The following is a 19,615-nucleotide window of genomic DNA, read 5'->3' on the forward strand; positions in this document are numbered from 1 at the left end:
TGGTCGTGGGTCGGAATTTGGTCGTGGGTCGGAGTCTGGTCGTGGGTCGGAATTTGGTCGTGGGTCGGACTCTTCTCGCGGGTCGGAGGGTAGGCCGGTCTCCGGTGGACCGGTGCGGGTATCGCCCGGCACCACGGTGTTCCCGCCGTCCTCGGAGAGGCCGCCGTTCGGTGGCTCGCAGTACCCGGATGCCGGTGTGTCCGGTGGTCTTCCGGGGTCTGGTGGTGCTCCGGGGTCCGGTGATGCTTCTGGGGGAGCGGCGGCGTTCGGCGGATCTATGCCGGGCCGCCCGCGTTCGGGTGGGCCGTTTTCAGGTGAGCCGTTCTTCGGTGGGCCGGTTTCGGGCGGGCCGGTTTCGGGCGGGCCGGTTTCGGGCGGGCCGGTTTCGGGTGGGCTGCGTTCAGGTGGGCTGCGTTCAGGTGGGCCGGGGTCGGGTGAGTCGCGTTCGAGTGGGCTGTTTTCAGGTGAGCCGGGGTTGGGCGAGCCAGGTGTAAGTGGGCCGGGTTCGGGTGTACGTGGGCCGGGTTCGGGTTGGTCGGGATTGGGTGGTCCGGGTGAAAGTGGGCCCGCTTTAGGTGGGCCGGGTTCGGGTGGGGCGGAGACCGGATCGCCGTTGAGTGCGCCGGGTTCAGGTGAGGCGGAGAGCGGGCCGCCGTTGGGTGGGCCTCCGTGGGACGGATCGTTGTTGGGTCGGCCACCGGCGGGAGGATCGCCGGTGAGTGGGCCGGTCGGGTATGCGGGGGCGGCTCGTGTGGGGTCGGTGGCTGCGGGGTTCCCGGCGCCGCCCTCACCACCCATGTCGCCTTCGCCACCCTCGTCACCGCTGTCGTCCTCGCCACCCTTGTCACCGCTGTCGTCCTCGTTACCTCTGTCGTCCTCGCCACCTCTATCGCCTTCGCCGCCCTCGTCGCCGGCGGGGCCTTCGGCAACGGGGATGCCTTCGAGTGCGTTGCGCTCGGCGCTGCCGCCGGTGCCTCGCCGTCCGTCCGAAGCCTTTCGGGTGGACCGCGACTCCGCCTCGCGCGGTGCGCCGGAAGCAGCCAACCCGGAAATCGCGCCGCCGCATGAGGGCGAGGTGCCCGGCACGCTCGCACCACACGCCGATGGGCTGCGCGGGGATGGGCTGCGCGGCGATGCGCCCCGCGGGGATGGGCTGCGCGGCGATGGGTCGCGCGCGGATGGGTCGCACCGGGATGGGCCGCACCGGGATGGGCCGCACCGGGATGGGCCGCACCGGGATGGGCCGCACCGGGATGGGTCGCACCGGGATGGGCCGCACCGGGATGGGCCGGACTGGGATGGGGCGGGCCGGGATGGGGCGCGGGGGGATTGGTTCGGCGGGGGCGGGACGCGGGTGGGTGGAGCGGTGGAGGCCGGGCCCGCTCGAGTCCCGGCGCGTGCGGCTGACGTCGGAGGCGGTCACGGGAGTGGAGGGGGACCGGGGTTCGGAGGCGCGCCGGCCGCTGGGAGCGCGCCGGGGTTGGGGAGCGGGCCGGGGTTGGGGAGCGGGACGGGGTTCGGGGGTGGGCCGGGGCTCGGAGGCGGGCCGGGGGAGTCCGAGGTGGTGTTCCTGCCGCCCTCGGTGATCGAACCCTCGCCGCGGCGGCTGCCGCCGCCCCCGGCTCACCTGCAAGGTGGCCCTCGCCACGCGGCCCCGATCAGCGCGGTCGACTACGCCGCGGTGCGGTTGCTGGGGCGTCAGATCAGCGAACGTCTCTCGACGTGGCTGCGTAACCACCCCGACGCCGCCGAGGACGACCGTCGTCGTGAGCGTGACCGGGTCGCCGGCCAGCAGGTCGTCGAGTGGGTCGACGCCCAGCGGCGCGCGGGGGTGCCCCTCGGAGCCGCCGACGAACGGGCCCTGCTCGACGCGGTGATCGCCGACCTCGTCGGCCTCGGGCGTCTGCAGGCCCTGCTCGCCGACCCGACGATCGAGGAAGTCCACATCCTCGGCTGCGACCGCGTCCGCATCACCCGCCGCTCCGGCGCGGTGGAGTCCGGCCACCCGATCGCCGAGTCCGACGACGAGATGGTCGAGATCCTGCAGACCGCGGCCCGCCGCGCCGGTTCGACCGAGCGCTCGCTCTCCACCTCCCGCCCGGTGCTGGACCTCCAGCTCCCCGACGGGTCCCGCCTCGCCGCCGTCTACCAGGTCTCGCACCGCCCCTACGCGGTGATCCGGCGCCACTCCACGTTGGACGTGACGCTGCCGGACCTGGCCGGCGGGCGCGGTGACCTCTCGGAGATGATCGACCCGCTGATGGGCGAGTTCCTGTCCGCGGCGATGCGCGCGGGCCTGAACATCATGGTCGCGGGCCTGGCCGGGGCGGGAAAGACGACGCTGCTGCGTGCGCTGGCGGCCGAGATCCCGCGGCAGGAGGCGTTCGTCGTCCTCGAGGAGTCGCGCGAACTGGGCCTGCACGCCTCTCCGCGGCATCCCTGGGCGATGAGTTTCGAGGCCCGCGAGGGCCACGGCGAGCGGGACTTCTCGGGGCGTCCGGCCGGTGAGGTGACGATCGCCGACCTGATCCCGCTGTCGCTGCGCCTGGGTGTGCTGCGGGTGATCGTCGGCGAGGTCCGTTCCCGCGAGATCGTGCCGATGCTGCAGGCGATGACCACCAGCCGCGGGTCGATGTGCACGATCCACGCCCGTACCCCACAGGCGGTCACCGAGCGGATCATCGAGCTCTCGCTCTCGCACGGCAAGGACATGACCGTCGAGCTGGCCCGGCGCATGGCCGGCAACGCGCTCGACCTCGTCGTCTACGTCACCGTGCAGGACGAGACGCCGATCGGTGGCCGCAAGCACCGGTTCGTCTCGCACATCGAGGAGATCGACGGCGTCTCCGGCGACCGTGTCGCGACCACGACCGTGTTCGGGCCGGGCGCGGACGGCCGGGGCGTCCCCAAACACCTGCCGGGCCGCACCCGCGATCAACTCCTGCGCGTCGGGTACGACGCCCGCGCGCTGGCCGGCTGGATCGAAGCCGGGCACGGCGCGTGGCGTCAGCCACTGGACAGCCTGCTCAACCGGGTTCCGACGACCACGGCGGGGGTGATGGTGTGAACCTGCGCCTGATCGCCGGTATCGGCGGCGCGCTCGTGGTCGGCGGGGTCGTGCTCGGCGTGTTCGCACTGATCGGCACCGCGAGGCCGGCGCGCCCGACGTCGGCATCGGTGTTGTGGTGGAGGCGGGTGTGGAACGGCGAGGGGCTGAACGCGCACGACCGGCGGATCCGCCGGGCCTTGCTGCTCGGCTCGCTGGCCGCGGGTGTGCTCGGGTGGCTGTTCACCCGGATGCCGATCGCCGGGTTGCTGGCAGCGGTGGCCGTGCCCGGCGTGCCGTGGCTGTTCACGGTGGGCAACAGCGAGAAGCGGGCGATCCAGCGGATCGAAGCGGTCGGCGAGTGGGCGCGGCGGCTCAAGGACATCTCCGCGACCGGCGTCGGGTTGCAGCAGGCGATCGTGTCGTCCACCGCGACCGCGCCCGCTGCCATCTCGACGGAGATCAGCACGCTCGCCGCTCGGCTGCAGGCCGGGTGGAACGGCCGGATCGCGATGCTCCGATTCGCCGACGAGATCGCCGACCCGGTGTGCGACCAGGTGGTGGCCGCGCTGATCCTGCACCTGTCCGACCGGGGCGAGCACCTCGGTGACGTCCTCAACTCGATCGCGTCCGCGGCGGCGGCCGAAGTGGCGACGCGTCGCGAGGTGGAGGCGAAGCGGACGCAGCCCCGGTTCGCGGTTCGCTTCCTCACCGGTCTGACCGTGCTCGTGCTGGTCTACGGGGCGAGCCGGCCGGACTACATGGCGCCTTACGGCACCACCACCGGGCAACTCGTGATGGCCGGGCTCGGCGGCGTCTTCATCGCGCTGCTGGCGTGGGTGCGTGCGATGAGCCTGCCGCCGCGGGCGCCCCGGTTCCTGTCGGTGCCCGCGTCCCCGGAGGTCGAGTCATGATCGCGGCCTGGCAGTTACCGGCCGCCGTGCTCGGCGGCGCGGCCATCGGGGGCGGCGCGTTCCTGCTGGTACGGGAGGCGCTGCCGGCCGTGCCCGCGCTCGGTCCCGCGCTGCGTCGGCTGCATGCCTCGCCGAGCGTCGCTCCGGTCTCGTCGCCGTCGTTGCTGTCGGGAGTGGCGCGCCGGATCCGCGTTCCCTCGCGTGACCTGGCGTTGCTCGGGCGGACACGGGAGCAGTACCTGCTGTCGCTGCTGCTCTCGGCGCTGATCGGGCTCGCGACGCCGCCCGTCGCCGGGTTCATCTTCGCCGCGGCGGGTATCCGGCTGCCGGTCGCGATCCCGGTGGCGGCGGGGCTGGTGTTCGCGGTCCTGTTCGTGGTGGTCGCCCACCGGGACGTGGTCGAAAAGGCCGCGAGCGCGCGCGCCGAGTTCGTCCGGGCCGTGTGCACCTATCTGGACCTGGTCGCGCTGCAGCTCGCGGCCGCCCACGGGCCGGTGCAGGCGCTGGAGCAGGCCGCCACGGTGTGCGACGGCTGGGTCTTCCAGCGGATCCGCGAGGCCCTGGTGCGGGCGCAGCTGCAGATGCGCTTCCCGTGGGCCGAGCTGCGCCTGATGAGCCAGGAGATCGGCGTCGCCGAGCTGGGCGACGTCGGCGCGATCATGCAGTCGTCCGGCACCGAAGGTGCCCAGGTGCAACACACACTGCGCGAGCAGGCCGACTCGCTGCGCGACCAGATCCGCACCACCGACCTGGCGCGAGCCGAGTCGATCACGTCCCGGCTCGACATCCCGGGCGCGGCGCTGGTGTTCGTGCTCGTCCTCTTCGTGCTCTATCCGTTCATGACCCGTATCTGAGGGAGTCGCATGATCAAGCTGTACGTGACGCTGTGTCTACGGGTGCAGGAGCTGACGCGCGACCGTGACCGCGGCGACGGGCCGGTGCCGACGTCGATCATCATCGCCGGGCTCGCGGTGCTGGCGGCCGCGGTGGTGGCGTGGGCCACGACGAAGGCCAACAACGCGATGAACTCGGCTCCGTAAATGGCCGGTCGCGTCCGGGGGCGTCTCCGGGTGGGACGGGGGCGGCCCCGGGGGGAGCGGGGGTCGTCGCCGGTGGAGCTGGCGATCCTGGCGCCGGCCGTGTTGCTGGCGTTGTTCGCGTCGATCCAGGTCGCGGCGGTGTTCATGGCGCGTTCGGTCGCGCTCTCCGCGGCGCAGGAGGCGGCGACCGCCGAACGCGTGGCCGGGGCTCCCGCGGGCGCCGGTGAGGACCGCGGTCAGCGTTTCCTGTCCCGGGCGGGTGACTGGCTCGACGCCGGTCAGGTCGACGTGCGCCGCGACGGCGAGCAGGTGACGACGACGGTCACCGGCGAGGCGATCTCGCTGATCCCGGGCTTCAGCTTCACGGTGACGGAGACGGCGCGCGGTGAGGTCGAGCGCTTCACGACCGACGACGGAGGTGCGGCGCCGTGAGTACCCGCCCGGAGGGCGAGCACGGATCGATCGCGGTGGAGTTCGCGATCCTGGTGCCGGCGTTCCTGCTGCTGATCGCGGTGGCGGCGGTGATCGGCCGGCAGACGGTCGCCCAGACCGCGATCGAAGGCGCGGCCCACGACGCGGCCCGCGCGGCGTCGATCTCGCGGACCGCGGACACCGCTCAGAACCGGGGGAACGACGCAGCGAAGAGCGTCCTCGACGCGCAGGGGCTGCACTGCGATCCGGTGACGATCACGGTCGACACCAGCCAGTTCGCCCGCCCGGTCGGGCAGGCGGCCGCCGTCACCGCGACCGTGTCCTGCTCGGTGGCGTTCTCCGACATCGCGATCCCCGGCATGCCCGGCAACCGGACTGTGTCGGCCACCTTCACCAGCCCGCTCGACGTGTACCGGAGCCGATCGTGAGCGACGACCGGGGGAGGGTGAGCGTCTTCCTGGCGATCGCGCTCGCCGGGGTGCTGATTCTGATCGGAATGGTCGCCGACGGCGGGGCACGGCTACGCGCGATGCAGCGTGCGGACAACGTCGCCGCCGAAGCGGCCCGCGCCGCCGGGCAGGGCATCGACGGTGGCACGGCGATCCCGGGCGGCGAGAAGCAGCTCGATCCCGAGCTGGCCGGCCAGGCCGCGCGGGAGTACCTCGCGGCCGCCGGTGTGCCGGGCACGGCCGTGGTGGGCGAGGACGGGAAGTCCGTCACCGTCGAAGTCACGATCACGCGGGACACCGCGATGCTCAGCCTGATCGGGATCAACACGATCCAGGTCACCGGCCGGGCCACGGCTGTCCTGCGCACCGAGTGAATCCCAGGAGGCGTCGATGAGCTCCACGTCCACGGCCCGGCGTCCTGGTCGGGCGAGCGGCCCCAGCCGGGCGCGGCAGGTGATGTCCGGGCTGGTGGCGCTGGCCGTGCTGGCCGGGGCACTCGTCGGCGTGCCGGTGTTGCTCGCGGTGCTCGGCGGGAACCCGCTGCCCGACCACGTGCCGTCGCTGACCGAGGCCGGTCAGGCACTGACGTCACCCGACGACGGGACGCTGTTCCTGCGCGCGCTGGCTGTGGTGGGCTGGGCGGGATGGGCCACGTTCGCACTGTCGGTGCTGGTGGAGGTGCCCGCGGCGGTACGGCGCCGGCCCGCGCCCCGGTTACCGGGACTGCGGACACAACAACGGATCGCGGCGACGCTGATCGCGGCGGTGGCGCTGATCGGGAGCTCGTCGGCGGTTGCCGGTGCGGCGACGGTGCCGATGTCGGCGGGGGCCGTGTCGGTGGCGACTGCTCCGGTCGGGGTCGCTCCGGTGGCCGCCGCGCCGGTGGGGGCCTCACCGGTGGGCGCCGCTCCGGTGGCGAGCCCTCCGGGCGGGGCCGCTCCGGTGGCGAGCAGTTACGCCGGGACCGCTCCTTGGTCATCGGCGGCTCCGCGCGACACGGGCGATGCATCGAGCGGAACCGGTCTCCGCGATGCCTCCCCACGGGACGTCGCCTCGGCTGACCGGAGCAGTGCTCCTCGGCCGGAGGAGAGGGCGTGGGGTGTCGCCGCACCCGTTGCCTCGGGGGAGTCGCCCGGAGGTGGAGAGGCGGTGCCACCGTTGCCAGTGCGAACCGTGGTGTTCGTGGGGGAGAACGGTGGAGGGCCGGGGAGTGCGGTTCGACCCGTTGCGGCCGGGGGGAGCACGTACGTCGTCGCGCCGGGGGACCGGCTGGCCGACGTGGCCGCTCGGTTCCTCGGCGATCCGGATCGGTACCCCGAACTGGCCGGTGCGAGTGGATTGTCGGATGCGGACCTGATCCGGCCGGGGCTGCGGATCGTGTTGCCGGCCGAGGCACGCGACCGGGGTGCGTCGCAGTACGCGGCCGGACCGGTGCAGAAGGCGGGGGACAGCTACGTGGTGGCGCCCGGCGATCAGTTGTCCGACGTGGCCGAGCGGTTCCTCGGCGATCCGGATCGGTATCCGGAGCTCGCTACCGGCAGTGGGCTCGCGGATCCGGACGAGATCCGTCCCGGACAGCGGGTCCAGCTACCTCCCGGCGTACACGACCGAGGCTCCGACGCCCACGCCACCGGCCGAGTCGAGGCCGCCGCCCCCGCGGACCCGGCTCCGGGTGCGCCGGCTCCGGGTGCGCCGGCTCCGGGCGTGCCGGCTCCGGGAAACCCGGCCCCGACCCCGGGCAAACCTGTCCCGGCCCCTTCGACTCCGGCCCCGCGTGGTCCGGGCCCGGCCAGCCCGGCTCCGTCTGCTCCCGCGCCGGGTAACTCTGCGCCGGGTAACTCTGCGCCGGGTAACTCTGCGCCGGGTAACTCTGCGCCGGGCGGCTCCGCGCCGACCGCGCCGGCACCGCGTACCCGGGCGCCGGGGCAGGGGGCACCGGGTACGGCTGCGCCGACCGCACCGTCTGCGCCTGCGCCCAGTGCAGGTGCGCCGTCCAGGCCTGCCCCCGGACCGGGTGCACCGGGTACGGCGGCGCCCAGTGCTCCCGCTCCGCGTACGCCTGCTCCCGGCACACCCGCGCCGTCCAGGCCTGCCCCCGGACCGGGTGCGCCGGGTACGGCGGCGCCCAGTGCCCCCGCTCCGCGTACACCTGCTCCCGGGACACCTGCGCCGTCCGCGCCCACGCCTGGACCCGGCGCGTCGAGCACAACCACGCCGAATCCGCAGCGGCCAGGTCTGCCCGGGCCCGGCGAGGGCGCACCAGGCACAGCCGCCCCGTCCAACCCCGCCCCGTCCAACCCCGCCCCGTCCAACCCCGCCCCGTCCAACCCCGCCCCGTCCAACCCCGCCCCGTCCAAACCGAGCGCGCCAGCCCCCCGCACACCAGCCGCGAGCACACCCGCCCCGGGCAAGTCGGCACCAGCCCAACCCGCCCCAACCAATCCAGCCCTCACCAATCCAGCCCCCACCAAACCCAGGCCCGACGCCAGCTCCCTCACCCCGGCACCCGGTGGTGTCCCCCAAGACGACGACGCCACTCGAACCCAACCCACCTCGCACAGCGAGGAGCTCTCCCCCCTCCTGCCCATCGGCGTCCCGCTCGCCGGAGCCGGCCTCCTCGCCGCGCTCCTCCTCGCCCGCACCCGACGCCAGGAAGCCGTCGTCGGCCGCCACCGCCGCCACCGCGGCACCAGAGCCACCACCACCCCCAAAGGAACCCCCAAGACCATCCCCACGATCGCCCGCGACGGGTTCGTCGCCGCGCCGCCCCGGCCGCGCACCTCGCTCGCACCTCCACCCGCCGCCGAGCCCGACGCCAACCAGCGCCTCGACGCCGCCCTCCGCGCCCTCTCCACGGCCCTGGCCGACCGCGACGCCGACGCGATGCCCGACGTCGTCGGCGCGTGGGTCGGGCGCGGTGTCGTCCGGCTCGTTCTCGACCGGCCGTGCCCGAACCCGCCCGCCCCCTGGACCGGCGGCGAGCTGTCCTGGGAACTCCCGGCCGACGCCGAACTCCCCGACCCCGCCGGCATCCCCGCGCCGCTCCCGATGCTCGTCACCGTCGGCAGCCGCGGGTCGAGCTCACTGCTGCTCGACGTCGAGCGGCTCGGGGTCGTCACGCTCACCGGCGACACCTGGCGCGCGGACGACCTGCTCCGGCACGTCGGTGCCGAGCTCGCGGGCAACCCGTGGAGCGACGACCTGGAGATCCTCGTCGCCGGCCTCGACCGGGAGCAGGCCGACAACCTCGCGATGATCGGCGACGGCCGGATCGAGCCGGTCGCCAGCATCGCCGACGGGATCAGTCGGATGCGTCGCCGGGTGTCGCAGGCGCTGGGGGTGGAGCCCGACGTTCCGGGTCGTCACGCCGCGAAAGACGACGCCGAGGACGACGAGTGGGTGCCGACCGTGCTGCTCGCGGCCGACCCCGACCTGGAGGAAACGATCGCACTCGGCGAGTTGGACGCCGAACTGGCCACCACCGGCCGGTGCGGGGTCGGTGTGGTCGCGTCGATCCGGGGTGATCTCGGGCGATGGCCACTCGACATCACCGGGGAGGGCGCGATGTCGGCGGCGTTCCTCGGCTTCCGCGAACCGGAGCTGCTCGCGGCGCGACTCTCGCCCTCGCGGCTGGGGAGCCTCGCCGAGCTGTTCGTCGACTCCGCGCTCGTCCCGAAGCACCCTTGACCTCAAGCGAGCTTCAGCATGCACGATCGTCGGCATGATCTTTGACGACGCGGAACGCGAGTACCTGGCCGGCCAACGACTCGGCCGGCTGGCGACGGTGGACGCCGACGGCCGGCCGCAGAACAACCCGGTCGCGTTCACGGTCGACGACGACACCGGTGCGATCGACATCAGCGGTTACGACATGGGTGCGAGCCGGAAGTTCCGGAACCTGCGGCACAACAGCGGGGTCGCGTTCGTGGTGGACGACATCGCGTCGGTGCACCCGTGGCGGGTCCGGGGCGTCGAGATCCGAGGCGACGCCGAGGCGCTCACCGGTCAGCCGCCCGCGAACTCGTACGTCAGCGGCGAGATCATCCGCATCCATCCGCGCTGGATCCTGAGTTGGGGCCTCGGCGAGCAGAGAGGGTCCCGCCGGGTCTGACGGGCCGCGCGTTCGGCATGCTGGAACCACCCCGGCGTGTCCGGGTGGCCGCCGCCGGGTGAACCCGTGAAGGTGGCGGGTGACGGCGCGAACGAGGGAGACGCATGGGTCTGGTCGTTGGAGTCGACGTCGGCGGAGCCCGCATCGCGGCCGGCCTGGTCGACCCCGAGGGCCGGGTGCTGATCCGCCAGACCGTGCCCACTCCGCCGCGCCCCGCCGATCTGGTGCCCTGCGTCCAGGCGTTGGTGAATGCCTTTCGGGGCGGTTACACGCTCACGGCGGTCGGCCTGGGAGTCGCGGGCTTCGTGGACCGGGACCGCTCGACGGTGCTGTTCTCGTCGCTGGCCGGCTGGGCCGACCTGCCGATCGGGGCCGAGCTCGAGCGGTCGCTCGCGATACCGGTCGCGGTCGAGAACTCCGGCAGCGCGGCGGCCTGGGCCGAGATCCGCTTCGGCGCCGGGGTGGGGGAGACCAGCCTGGTCAGCTGCGTGATCGGTACCGGGCTCGGCGGCGGGTTCGTGGTCGACGGGCGTCCGTACCGCGGCCGGTTCGGGGTCGCGGCGGAGTACGGGCACATTCCGGTCGTGCCCGGGGGCCTGCTCTGCGGCTGCGGGAACCGGGGGTGCTGGCAGATGTACGCGTCCGGGGCGGCGCTGGCGCGGGAGGCCCGGCAGCTCGCGAAGTCCGGGGCCGGTAGCGTCGAGCCGCTGCTGGCGAAGAGCGGCGGGGACGCCGACGAGATCGGCTACCGGGTAGTGGTGGCGGCGGCGCGGGAGGGCGATCCGACCGCCGTCGAGATGGTGGAGAAGCTGGGACGCTGGCTCGGGACCGGGATCGCCACGGTGGCCTCGGTGCTCGATCCGGGCCGCGTGGTGATCGGCGGGGGACTGGTCGCGGCGCTGGCCGGCGTGGCCGCACCGCCCGACAGCGAAAGCCTCGAACTGCTGCTCGAACCCGCGCGCGACGAGTTCCGGCGCAGCCTCCCGGGCCGTGGGTACCGGCAGGAGGCCAGCATCGAACCCGCACGCCTAGGCTCCGACGCCGGCTTGATCGGCGCCGCCGACCTCGCCCGCACCCGGCGCTGAGACGCCGCCGGTCTCGCCCGCACCCGGCGCTGAGACGCCGCCGGAGACAAGCCGCCCCACCGTCCGATTCGGTCCGACGACCGGCTTCCTAGTCCGCTCGGGTACGACCGAATGGTGCCTCCATGTCCCCCATTAGGCCCTCAGGTCGGGGGCACTTCGTCGCAGAGCGGATTTGGGGGCTCTACGGGGCGGTACGGATGCCCGCGCATCTGCCATGGTGTAGCCGTGTTCGGGTGCTCTCGCGGACGACAGTCCGTTCTCGACGGTCGCGTCGATGCGCGTCGCTGCCGTCAGGGCATTTCCGCCGTAACGCTCGGGAAGTCGTGACTTTCTCGCCAGGCTCCGGCAACAAACGTGCGGTCAACCATGACGGCGCGCTCCCCGGTGCTGCCGAGGATCGGGAAGAGGCCCGGCGGCGTGCCGCCGCGTTCTCCGCCCACCGCCGGGCGGTCTGCCGCGACGAGCTGTGCCGGGCGTCCGCCGCCTGCGGTTTGGTCTGGCTCGTCGTCTACCAGGTGCTTGCCGTGTTCGCCTCCGATTCGTGGGCCGCGCCGCTGGTCACCGACGCGCTCTACTTGTTACCGATCGGCGCGGCCGCGGTCGCCGGGGTGTTCGCCGTCCGGGCCAGCAGCGGCCGGCTGCGGAGGATCTGGGCCTGGCTCGCCGTCTCCCACGTCTGCTGGCTGATCGGTGAGGTGATCTGGAGCGTCTGGGGCGTGTGGCTCTCCGACGACCGGCTCGCCGCGGCCGTCGACACGGACAAGTCGATACCGCTGTCCGACGTCGCCTACACGGTTTCCTACGCCGCGCTGGTGCCGGCCGCGTGGATCGGTTTCGTGGAGACCAGGAGGCTCTGGCGCGCGCGAGCCCTTCTCGACGCGGCCCTGGTCGTCCTCGCCGTCGGTTCGATCGGGTGGCGTCTGCTCAGCGGCTCCGATCCGGTGAACCCCGACGTCCTCGTCGACCTCGCGTACCCCGCCGTCGGCCTGCTCTTCGTCCTCGCGCTGATCGGCGCCGGCCTGTCCGGGCACCGCGGTGTCCCGTGTTCGATCCTGCTCACGCTCGTCGGGTTCGGGATCGGCATCGTCGCCGACGCCGGCTACGCGTTCGCCGACGCCGGCAACTCGTTCAGCGACACGAGCCCGCTGAACCTCGGTTGGCAGGCGCAGGCCGTCTTCCTCACCCTCGGAGGTGTGGCCGCCATCCGGCATCCGGACGTGGAACCACCCGTCGAACGGTTCGACCACGATCGCGCCTTCGGTGCGGTCCTCATCTCCGGGCTCGTCGTCGCGCTGCTCGTCGGTGTGGACCAGATCCGCAACCAGAAGGTCGACACGGTCTGGCTCGGCGTCACCGCGTTGGTTCTCGCCGGTCTGCTCGCGCGGCAGGCGCTGACGACGCGCGAACGCACCCGCCTCGCCAAAGAACTCGACGAGGCGCTCCAGGAGCAGCGGCGCACCGCGGTCACCGACGGGCTCACCGGCCTCTACAACCGTCCGTTCTTCCAGGCGCTGCTGGGTGTGGAGGCGCGGCGGGCGCTGCACGGCAACGGGCGGGCCGCGCTGATCCTCGTCCGCCTCGACTCGTTCGCCGGCATCGGCGAGCAGCACGACTGGGCCGCCGGTGACACGGTGCTGGTGCAGGTCGCCGACCGGCTCCGGATCGCCGCCCGCCCCGGCGACGTGCTGGCCCGCTACGGCGTCGAAGAGTTCGCCTGTCTGTTGCCGCAGACCGACGAGGAAGCGGCGATGGAGGTCGCGGAGCGGTTCCGGCAGGCGCTGCGACGGACGTCGATCGTCGTCGGGAGCGGCGCGTCGGTGGCCGTGACCGCCTCGTTCGGCGTCGCCACCGCCACCGGGCAGACGGCGCTGGCCGAGGACGACGACGAGCCGATGCTCGACATGGACCGGCTGGTGCGCGACGCCGACCGGGCCCTCAACGACGCCAACGAACGGGGCGGTGACCGCGTCGTCGTGGCCGGGCGGGCCGATCGCCGGACGCTCGCCGACGACGTCGACGTCCCGCCCGAGCTGGCCTGGCTCGCCGACCGGGTCGATCGGGTGCTCAGCGACCACGAGCACAGCACCGCGGTGGCGCGCTGGTGCCTGCTGGTCGGCGGGTACCTCGCGCTCGACCACATCGAGTTGCGTCAGGTCGTCGCGGCCGGGCGGTTGCACGACATCGGGAAGTTCGGCGTCGGCGCGGCGATCCTGCGCAAGACCGATCCGCTCACCGACGCCGAATGGGGAGCGCTGCGCTGTCACCCCGAGGAAGGGGCGCGGCTGCTGCGCGGGGTCGGCGGGCACGCGGCGCTCGCCCCGCTGGTCGCGGCTCACCACGAGCGGTGGGACGGGCTCGGGTATCCGGAGGGCATCAAAGGTGAGGACATCCCGCTCGGCGCGCGGATCATCGCGGTCTGCGACAGCTGGGCGGCGATGCGCGTCGACCGTCCCTACGCACCGGCCCTGAACACCCGCGCGGCCCGCGACGAGATCGAACGCGCCCGCGGCACCCAGTTCGACCCGATAGTCGTCGACGCCTTCCTTGCCCTCCTGGACCAGGACCTGATCGACGACCCGCTACCTCTGTGAGCTCCAGGTCCGAGCAACTACGCGCGCCTGGCGGCGCTTCACAAGCACGAGCGCTACGCGGACGCCGAGAGCGGCGGAAGTGGCGCCGGCCGTATTGAGCAGGACGTCGTCGACGCTCGTCACGCGGCCGATCGACAGTGCGTACTGCGTGAGCTCCACCACCACCGAAGCCGCGCCGGCCAGGGCGGCCACCGTCCGCACCCGGAGCGGCCATCGCAAAGGCGCGCAGGCGCCGAACGCCGCGAACACCAGCAGGTTGCCGCCGATCTGCTCGACCGCGACCGCCGGCGCACCACCCAGCTGGTCGATCAGCCCGACCAGCGGCACGGCCTCGACCGACCGTCCCGAGCCGCGCGGCGTCAGGATCATCCACAGCCAGGGTGCGGTGCCCACCACCATCCCCACCTCGGCGAACGAGTGCTGCCACCGGTGCGGCCCGCCCCGCCACCGCGCGAGCGCGACGACCGCCCCGGCCGCCGGGATCAGCGCGAGGAGAGCCACGGCCACGACGCCACCCCAGGCCGACCCGATCACGCGTCGCATCGTGCCACAGCGGGAATGGTTGACACGTCATCTAGATTGAAGGTGGGAAACAACCGAGGGAGGCTCCCGATGCCCGCAGTCACCGTCGAGAACCCGCTGGTCCTGCCGAGGATCGCGCCGATCGACCCCGCCGCAGACCGCCCGCGACTCGTCACGAGCGTGACCACCGCACCGCAGGGCTACGAGGGTGAAGGTTTCCCGGTCCGGCGGGCCTTCGCCGGGGTGGACCTCCGCGCGCTCGACCCGTTCATCCACATGGACCAGATGGGTGAGGTCGAATACGGCGCCGGTGAGCCGAAAGGCACGCCGTGGCACCCGCACCGGGGGTTCGAGACCGTCACGTACATGATCGACGGCGAGATGGCCCACCAGGACTCGAACGGCGGCGGCGGGCTGATCACCAACGGCGACACGCAGTGGATGACCGCTGGTGGGGGCATCCTGCACATCGAAACGCCCCCGGAACACATCGTAGCCAGCGGGGGGTTGTTCCACGGGCTGCAGCTGTGGGTGAACCTGCCCCGCACGCTGAAGTTCGCGCCGCCGCGGTACCAGGACATTCGTGGTAACAAGGTCGCGCTGCTCAGCAGCGACGACGGCGGTGCGCTGCTGCGGGTGATCGCCGGTGAACTCGACGGGCACGCGGGGCCCGGCAGCACCCATACGCCGATCACGATCGTGCACGCGACGCTGAGCCCGGGTGCGGCGGTCACCGTGCCGTGGCGGCCGGACTTCAACGCGCTGGTGTACGTGCTCGGTGGCGACGGCACGGTCGGGGCCAAGCAGCGCCCGATCCGCACCGGGCAGCTCGCGGTGCTCGAGGACGGCGACTCGATCACCCTCACCGCCGACGCGAAGCAGGACTCGCGGCACCCGAACCTCGACGTCGTGCTGCTCGGCGGTCAGCCGATCCGGGAGCCGGTCGCGATGTCCGGGCCGTTCGTGATGAACACCAGGGCCGAGGTCGTGCAGGCCTTCGAGGACTTCCGCGCCGGTCGCCTCGGCAGCATCCCCGCCGCCCACGGCGACGTCTCCGGCGAGACGGAGTAACCCACCGCAGGCCACGGGGCCCGGATCGCACCAGGCGATCCGGGCCCCGCGCCGTCCACCTACCGAGAAGCGCTAGCCGCGTCCTCGGCCGCCGCGGTGGGATCGGCCCCGGCGCGATCGTCCGGAGCCGGTCCCTCCGCGGCCGGGAGGACTCGGACCGGGACGAGGCGCGACAACCACTCCGTCCGCACCACCGCCAGCGGCCCGATGATCGCCAGCACCAGCACGTACCCGGCCGCGAACGCCGCCACCCTGGCGTCGAGCCCCGCGCCGATCGCCAGCGTGCCCAGCACGATCGAGAACTCGCCCCGGGTCAGCACGGTGACGGCCACGTTCGTGCCGGCCCGCCGGTCGAACCCGTACAGCCGCGCCGCTCCGAGCCCGGCGATCGCGTTCAGCACGATCGTGAGCACCACCGCGATCGCGATCGGCCCCGCCACCGACACCACGTCGCCGGGATCGATCGTCAACCCGAACGTGAAGAAGAAGATCGCGGCGAACGCGTCACGCAACGGGTGCACCAGCGTGGTGACGCGCTCGGCGTGCGGCGTCGACCCGATCACCAGGCCGATCATGAACGCGCCGATCGCGTCGGACACACCGAGCTCCTCGGCGGCCCCCGCGACCACGACCGCGAGCCCCACGAACATCACGACGAGCAGCTCGTCGGCACGGACGTCGAGCAGACGCGAAACCAGCCGCGAGCCCCACCGGGCCAGCCCGAACAGCACGACGAGGAACACGAACGCGATCCCGAACTCCACGAACGCCGCGCCCAGGCTCGCGGCGTCGCCCAGAACGGGCTGCAGCGCCGCCAGGTAGAAAGCCAGAAACACGTCCTCGACCACGATGATGCCGAGGATCAGCCGCGACTCCGGATTGCGTAGCCGGCCGAGTTCGATGAGCAGTTTGGACACGATCGCCGACGACGAAATACCGACGACGCCGGCCAGCACGAACGCCTCACGCGTTCCCCAGCCCAGCGCGAACCCGAACGCCAGGCCGCCGCCGATGTTCAGCACCAGATACCCGATCCCGGCCGCGACGAGCCGGCGCCCGCCGTTGATCAGGTCGTCCAGGTGGAATTCCAGCCCCAGATAGAAGAGCAGGAACACCAGGCCGAGTTTGGACAGCAGCTCGAAATAACTCGGGTCGGAAACGAGCGCGAGCCCGGGTGTGTGCGGGCCGAGCAGAACCCCGGCCAGGATGAACAGCGGAATCGTCGGCAGGCCGATCTTGGCCCCGAGCCGGGCGAGGATCCCGGCGGCCAGGAACGCGCCGCCGAGCGCGAGCAGGATCTCTCCGATGTGCATCAGACCACCGCGCCGGACCCGGCCTTCACCGGCTGCTTCTTCGCGGACGAATTGTTTCCGCGAATGCGTCCCGGCCACCGCTTCTCCAGCACCACCGCGAGCGGCGTGGCGGTCACCGCCGACGACAGCGTGCCGACGACCACACCGGCCAGCAGCGCGATCGCGAAGTCGGTGAGCGAGTCACCACCCAGGAACGCCAGCGAGCCGAGAATGAACAGCGCACCGAGACCGGTGTTCACGGTGCGGGGCACGGTCTGCAGCACGGCCTCGTTGGCCACGTCCGCGAACGGCGTCTTGCGGTTGGCGCCGCGCCAGCGCTCCCGCACCCGGTCGAAAATGACCACGGAGTCGTTCACCGAATAGCCGATGACCGTGAGCAGCGCCGCGAGGAACACACCGTCCAGGCTCTTTCCGAGCCACGCGAACAAACCCACCACGATGACGACGTCGTGCAGCAGCGCGAGCACCGAGGAGATCGCGAACGTCCACCGGAATCGCAGCACGAGATACGCGGCTTGCGCGAGCAGTGCCACGGCCAGCCCGATCAGGGCCTTGGTCCGCAGTTCGTCGCCGAGTGACGGCCCGATCTGCTCGTCACGGATGCGCTCCACTGATCCGCCGGACGCGTCGGCGAGCGCGGTGCGGATCGACTGCTCCTCGTCGTCGGTGATCTTCTCGGTACGCACGCTGACGTCGGAATCGCCGGACTCGACGACCACCGCACGCGGGAAACCCGCTTCCGCGACGGCCTGACGCGCGTCGCCGATCGCTATCGACTGTGTCGTCGTGTACTCCATCAACCGGCCGCCGGTGAATTCGACGCCGAGGTTCAGCCCGCGAATCCCGATCCCCGCGAACGCGAGCACGACCAGGACGGCCGAGACCGACAGGAACACCTTCCGGTGCCGCATCAGGTTGAAATTGCGACTGGTGATCCACCGCTGCACCCGGCCCGGTCCGGACAGTCCCGTCCAGCTCGGGTGCTGCCTGACCCATTTCGACGAGACGAGCAGCTCCATCAGCACGCGGGTGAACAGCAGCGCGCTGACCATGGAGGCGAGCACACCGAGCGACAACGTCACGCCGAATCCACGGACCGGCCCCGACGCCAGGAAGAACAGCAGCCCGGCGGCGAGGAGCGTGGTGATGTTCGAGTCGGCGATCGCCGAGAACGCGTTCTTGAAGCCGCTGCTCACCGCGGCCGGCAGTCCCCGCTTGGACACTCCGCCGGCGAAATCCTCCCGTGAGCGCTCGAAGATCAGCACGCACCCGTCGATCGCCATCCCGATCGCGAGGACGAAGCCCGCGAGGCCCGGGAGCGTCAGCGTCGCGCCGAGCGCGGTGAGCGCGCCGTAGGAGAGCGCGCCGTAGCCGGCCAGCGCGATCGCGGCGACGAGCCCGGAGAGCCGGTAGACCAGCAGCAGGAAGCCGATGGTCAGCGCGACGCCGAGGACGGCGGCCTCGGCGCTCGCGCGGATCGCGGTGGCGCCGAGCGTCGGGCCGACCGTGCGCTGTTCGACGGTCTCGACCGGAACCGGGAGGGCGCCGGCCTTGACCAGCAGGGCCAGGTCGTTGGCCTCGGCCTTGGAGAACTGACCGGTGATCTGGGTGGAGCCGCCGGTGATGCCGACGTTGCAGCGCACGTCCTCGCCGACCTGGGGTGCGGAGACGATCTCCTGGTCGAGCACGATCGCGACGCGGCGGGTGGGGTCACCGGACGGCGAGCACGCGGCCTTGCCGGTGACGGTCTCCCAGGCCTGCTCGCCGGCGCCGCGGAAGTCGACGGTGACGAACCAGCCGAGGCCGCTCGTCGCGTCGAAGTTCGCCGCCGCGCTGGCGATGCCCTCGCCGGTCAGGGCAGCGGCGCCGAGCTTCAGCGGTACCCCGGAGTCGTCGGGGAGCGTGATCTCCTTCCCGGGATCGGCCGGGGGCGCCTTCACGTCCGGCGTCGCCGCCGGGGCACTCGGCGCGCCGGTGCCCGGGGTGGCCGGGCTCGGGGTGGGGCTGCCGCTGGGCGCGGCCGGCGAACTCGGCGCGGTGGTGCTGCCGGGGCTGGTGCTGCCGGGGCTGGGGGTGCCGGGCGTGGCGCCGGGCGTGGGGACGGCGGATTCGTCGAACCCGAGCACCGGGCGCACGGTGAGCTGGGCGGTACGGCCGATGACCGCGGCGGCCTCGGCCGGGTCCTGGACGCCCGGGAGTTCGACGATGATCCGGTTCTCGCCGGATCGGGTGATCGTGGGTTCGGTGACGCCGAGCGCGTCGATGCGTCGGCGCAGCACCTCCACCGTGCGGTCGGTGGCTTCGGCGTCGGCTTTCGTGGTCGAGGTGTCGCTGGTCTCCAGCACGATCTGGGTGCCGCCACGCAGGTCGAGCCCCAGCCGCGGGCTGGACGTGACGGTCAGGTAGATCGAGACGGCGACGATGGCGCACGCAAAAACCGCGCGCGCCAGGGTGGCGCGTGTCATGGATGGTCCTTCGGACGAGGGCGGGAACCGGCGCGCGCGCAGCTCAGGCGTCGCGGGCCGGACGGCTCAGAGTCGTCCGGAGAAGGGTGGGGCGCGGGTGTCGGGAAGGCCGGCCGGAGCCGGTGGGGCCCGGCTGGGTGCGCTGGTCAGAGTTCGACCGGCGAGGAGGGTCGGCTCGATCAGGCCGAGCCGGGTGTCGGTGATCGCGACCGGCAACACGTCGGTCTGGCCGCGGTGCACCGCCGCCTGGACGGGCTTCGAGTTCTCGGGCGGATTGTTCGGGCGGACCCGGTTCGCCGCCCCGCTGACCGCCCCGTGCCCCACGGCACGCGCGGTCGCGGGCGTCGGCGTCGCGCCGTACCCGACCGAACTGCCGCTGTTCGCCGCCCCGGGAGCCGCGCCGAACGCGGGTGCGGCCGCGCCGCCCAACCCGACCGCCGCGAGCACCGCCGCACACAGCGCCAGCGCGAACCGGGCTCCGGCCCGCCGCGCACGACGAAGCGGTCGCGGGGCGTGCGTCATCGGTCGAGGGCGTCCTCTCACAGCTGGCGGTGTCCCCACCTTACGTGAGGAATC

At 72.8% G+C, this 19,615-nt stretch carries 16 protein-coding genes; 12 read left to right on the top strand and 4 right to left on the bottom strand.

Features of this window, described 5'->3' with window-relative positions:
• Nucleotides 1–1,561: 1,561 nt before the first annotated feature.
• From CRYAR_RS08865 to CRYAR_RS42880, 11 genes are all read left to right on the top strand, one after another.
• On the top strand, nucleotides 1,562–3,067 hold the full coding sequence (locus CRYAR_RS08865) for a TadA family conjugal transfer-associated ATPase (protein ID WP_084700261.1): 1,506 nt from the start codon (nucleotides 1,562–1,564) through the stop codon (nucleotides 3,065–3,067).
• Entirely contained in the window at nucleotides 3,064–3,960 is an 897-nt protein-coding gene (locus tag CRYAR_RS08870; protein WP_035849753.1) for a type II secretion system F family protein, read from the top strand. Before CRYAR_RS08865 ends, CRYAR_RS08870 begins: the two co-directional genes overlap by 4 nt.
• Nucleotides 3,960–4,814, top strand: a complete 855-nt coding sequence (locus tag CRYAR_RS08875) for a type II secretion system F family protein (protein ID WP_425389389.1) — start codon at nucleotides 3,960–3,962, stop codon at nucleotides 4,812–4,814. The genes CRYAR_RS08870 and CRYAR_RS08875 overlap by 1 nt, the downstream gene beginning before the upstream one ends.
• A 9-nt stretch (nucleotides 4,815–4,823) precedes the next feature.
• Complete coding sequence (locus tag CRYAR_RS47965; protein WP_169745014.1) at nucleotides 4,824–5,000, top strand: hypothetical protein; 177 nt, start codon at nucleotides 4,824–4,826, stop codon at nucleotides 4,998–5,000.
• A 72-nt stretch (nucleotides 5,001–5,072) separates the two neighbouring features.
• The gene (locus CRYAR_RS08880) at nucleotides 5,073–5,432 is read left to right on the top strand and encodes a TadE family protein (RefSeq protein ID WP_211247347.1); all 360 of its coding nucleotides are present in this window, start codon (nucleotides 5,073–5,075) and stop codon (nucleotides 5,430–5,432) included.
• Nucleotides 5,429–5,860 (top strand): TadE family protein, encoded by a 432-nt coding sequence (locus CRYAR_RS08885; RefSeq protein ID WP_035849759.1) that lies wholly within the window; start codon nucleotides 5,429–5,431, stop codon nucleotides 5,858–5,860. Before CRYAR_RS08880 ends, CRYAR_RS08885 begins: the two co-directional genes overlap by 4 nt.
• Nucleotides 5,857–6,255, top strand: coding sequence for a hypothetical protein (locus CRYAR_RS08890; RefSeq protein ID WP_211247348.1), 399 nt, complete (start codon nucleotides 5,857–5,859; stop codon nucleotides 6,253–6,255). Before CRYAR_RS08885 ends, CRYAR_RS08890 begins: the two co-directional genes overlap by 4 nt.
• Nucleotides 6,256–8,764: 2,509 nt before the next feature.
• The gene (locus tag CRYAR_RS49475) at nucleotides 8,765–9,568 is read left to right on the top strand and encodes a hypothetical protein (RefSeq protein WP_035849762.1); all 804 of its coding nucleotides are present in this window, start codon (nucleotides 8,765–8,767) and stop codon (nucleotides 9,566–9,568) included.
• A 34-nt stretch (nucleotides 9,569–9,602) separates the two neighbouring features.
• A complete protein-coding gene (locus tag CRYAR_RS08900) occupies nucleotides 9,603–9,992 on the top strand; it encodes a PPOX class F420-dependent oxidoreductase (protein WP_035849764.1) in 390 nt (129 codons plus the stop codon).
• 104 nt (nucleotides 9,993–10,096) lie between these two features.
• Complete coding sequence (locus tag CRYAR_RS08905) at nucleotides 10,097–11,077, top strand: ROK family protein (RefSeq protein ID WP_035849768.1); 981 nt, start codon at nucleotides 10,097–10,099, stop codon at nucleotides 11,075–11,077.
• A gap of 323 nt (nucleotides 11,078–11,400) precedes the next feature.
• On the top strand, nucleotides 11,401–13,668 hold the full coding sequence (locus CRYAR_RS42880) for a bifunctional diguanylate cyclase/phosphohydrolase (protein ID WP_051569948.1): 2,268 nt from the start codon (nucleotides 11,401–11,403) through the stop codon (nucleotides 13,666–13,668).
• Here the strand turns inward: CRYAR_RS42880 and CRYAR_RS08915 are convergent.
• Nucleotides 13,657–14,211, bottom strand: a complete 555-nt coding sequence (locus tag CRYAR_RS08915) for a VanZ family protein (RefSeq protein ID WP_084700265.1) — start codon at nucleotides 14,209–14,211, stop codon at nucleotides 13,657–13,659. The genes CRYAR_RS42880 and CRYAR_RS08915 overlap by 12 nt on opposite strands.
• A gap of 69 nt (nucleotides 14,212–14,280) precedes the next feature.
• On the opposite strand from CRYAR_RS08915, the gene CRYAR_RS08920 reads away from it, so the two are divergent.
• Nucleotides 14,281–15,261, top strand: a complete 981-nt coding sequence (locus CRYAR_RS08920) for a pirin family protein (protein WP_035849770.1) — start codon at nucleotides 14,281–14,283, stop codon at nucleotides 15,259–15,261.
• 59 nt (nucleotides 15,262–15,320) lie between these two features.
• Here the strand turns inward: CRYAR_RS08920 and CRYAR_RS08925 are convergent, their stop codons facing one another.
• The 3 genes from CRYAR_RS08925 to CRYAR_RS08935 form a co-directional block, all read right to left on the bottom strand.
• Nucleotides 15,321–16,574: a cation:proton antiporter gene (locus CRYAR_RS08925; protein ID WP_035849772.1), complete on the bottom strand. Its 1,254-nt coding sequence runs from the start codon at nucleotides 16,572–16,574 to the stop codon at nucleotides 15,321–15,323.
• On the bottom strand, nucleotides 16,574–19,039 hold the full coding sequence (gene secD / locus CRYAR_RS08930) for a protein translocase subunit SecD (RefSeq protein WP_035849775.1): 2,466 nt from the start codon (nucleotides 19,037–19,039) through the stop codon (nucleotides 16,574–16,576). Before secD ends, CRYAR_RS08925 begins: the two co-directional genes overlap by 1 nt.
• Nucleotides 19,040–19,105: 66 nt before the next feature.
• On the bottom strand, nucleotides 19,106–19,561 hold the full coding sequence (locus tag CRYAR_RS08935; RefSeq protein ID WP_035849778.1) for a hypothetical protein: 456 nt from the start codon (nucleotides 19,559–19,561) through the stop codon (nucleotides 19,106–19,108).
• Nucleotides 19,562–19,615: the final 54 nt, after the last annotated feature.

The sequence above is a fragment of the Cryptosporangium arvum DSM 44712 genome (assembly GCF_000585375.1).
In the GTDB taxonomy this organism is placed as follows: Bacteria; Actinomycetota; Actinomycetes; order Mycobacteriales; family Cryptosporangiaceae; genus Cryptosporangium; species Cryptosporangium arvum.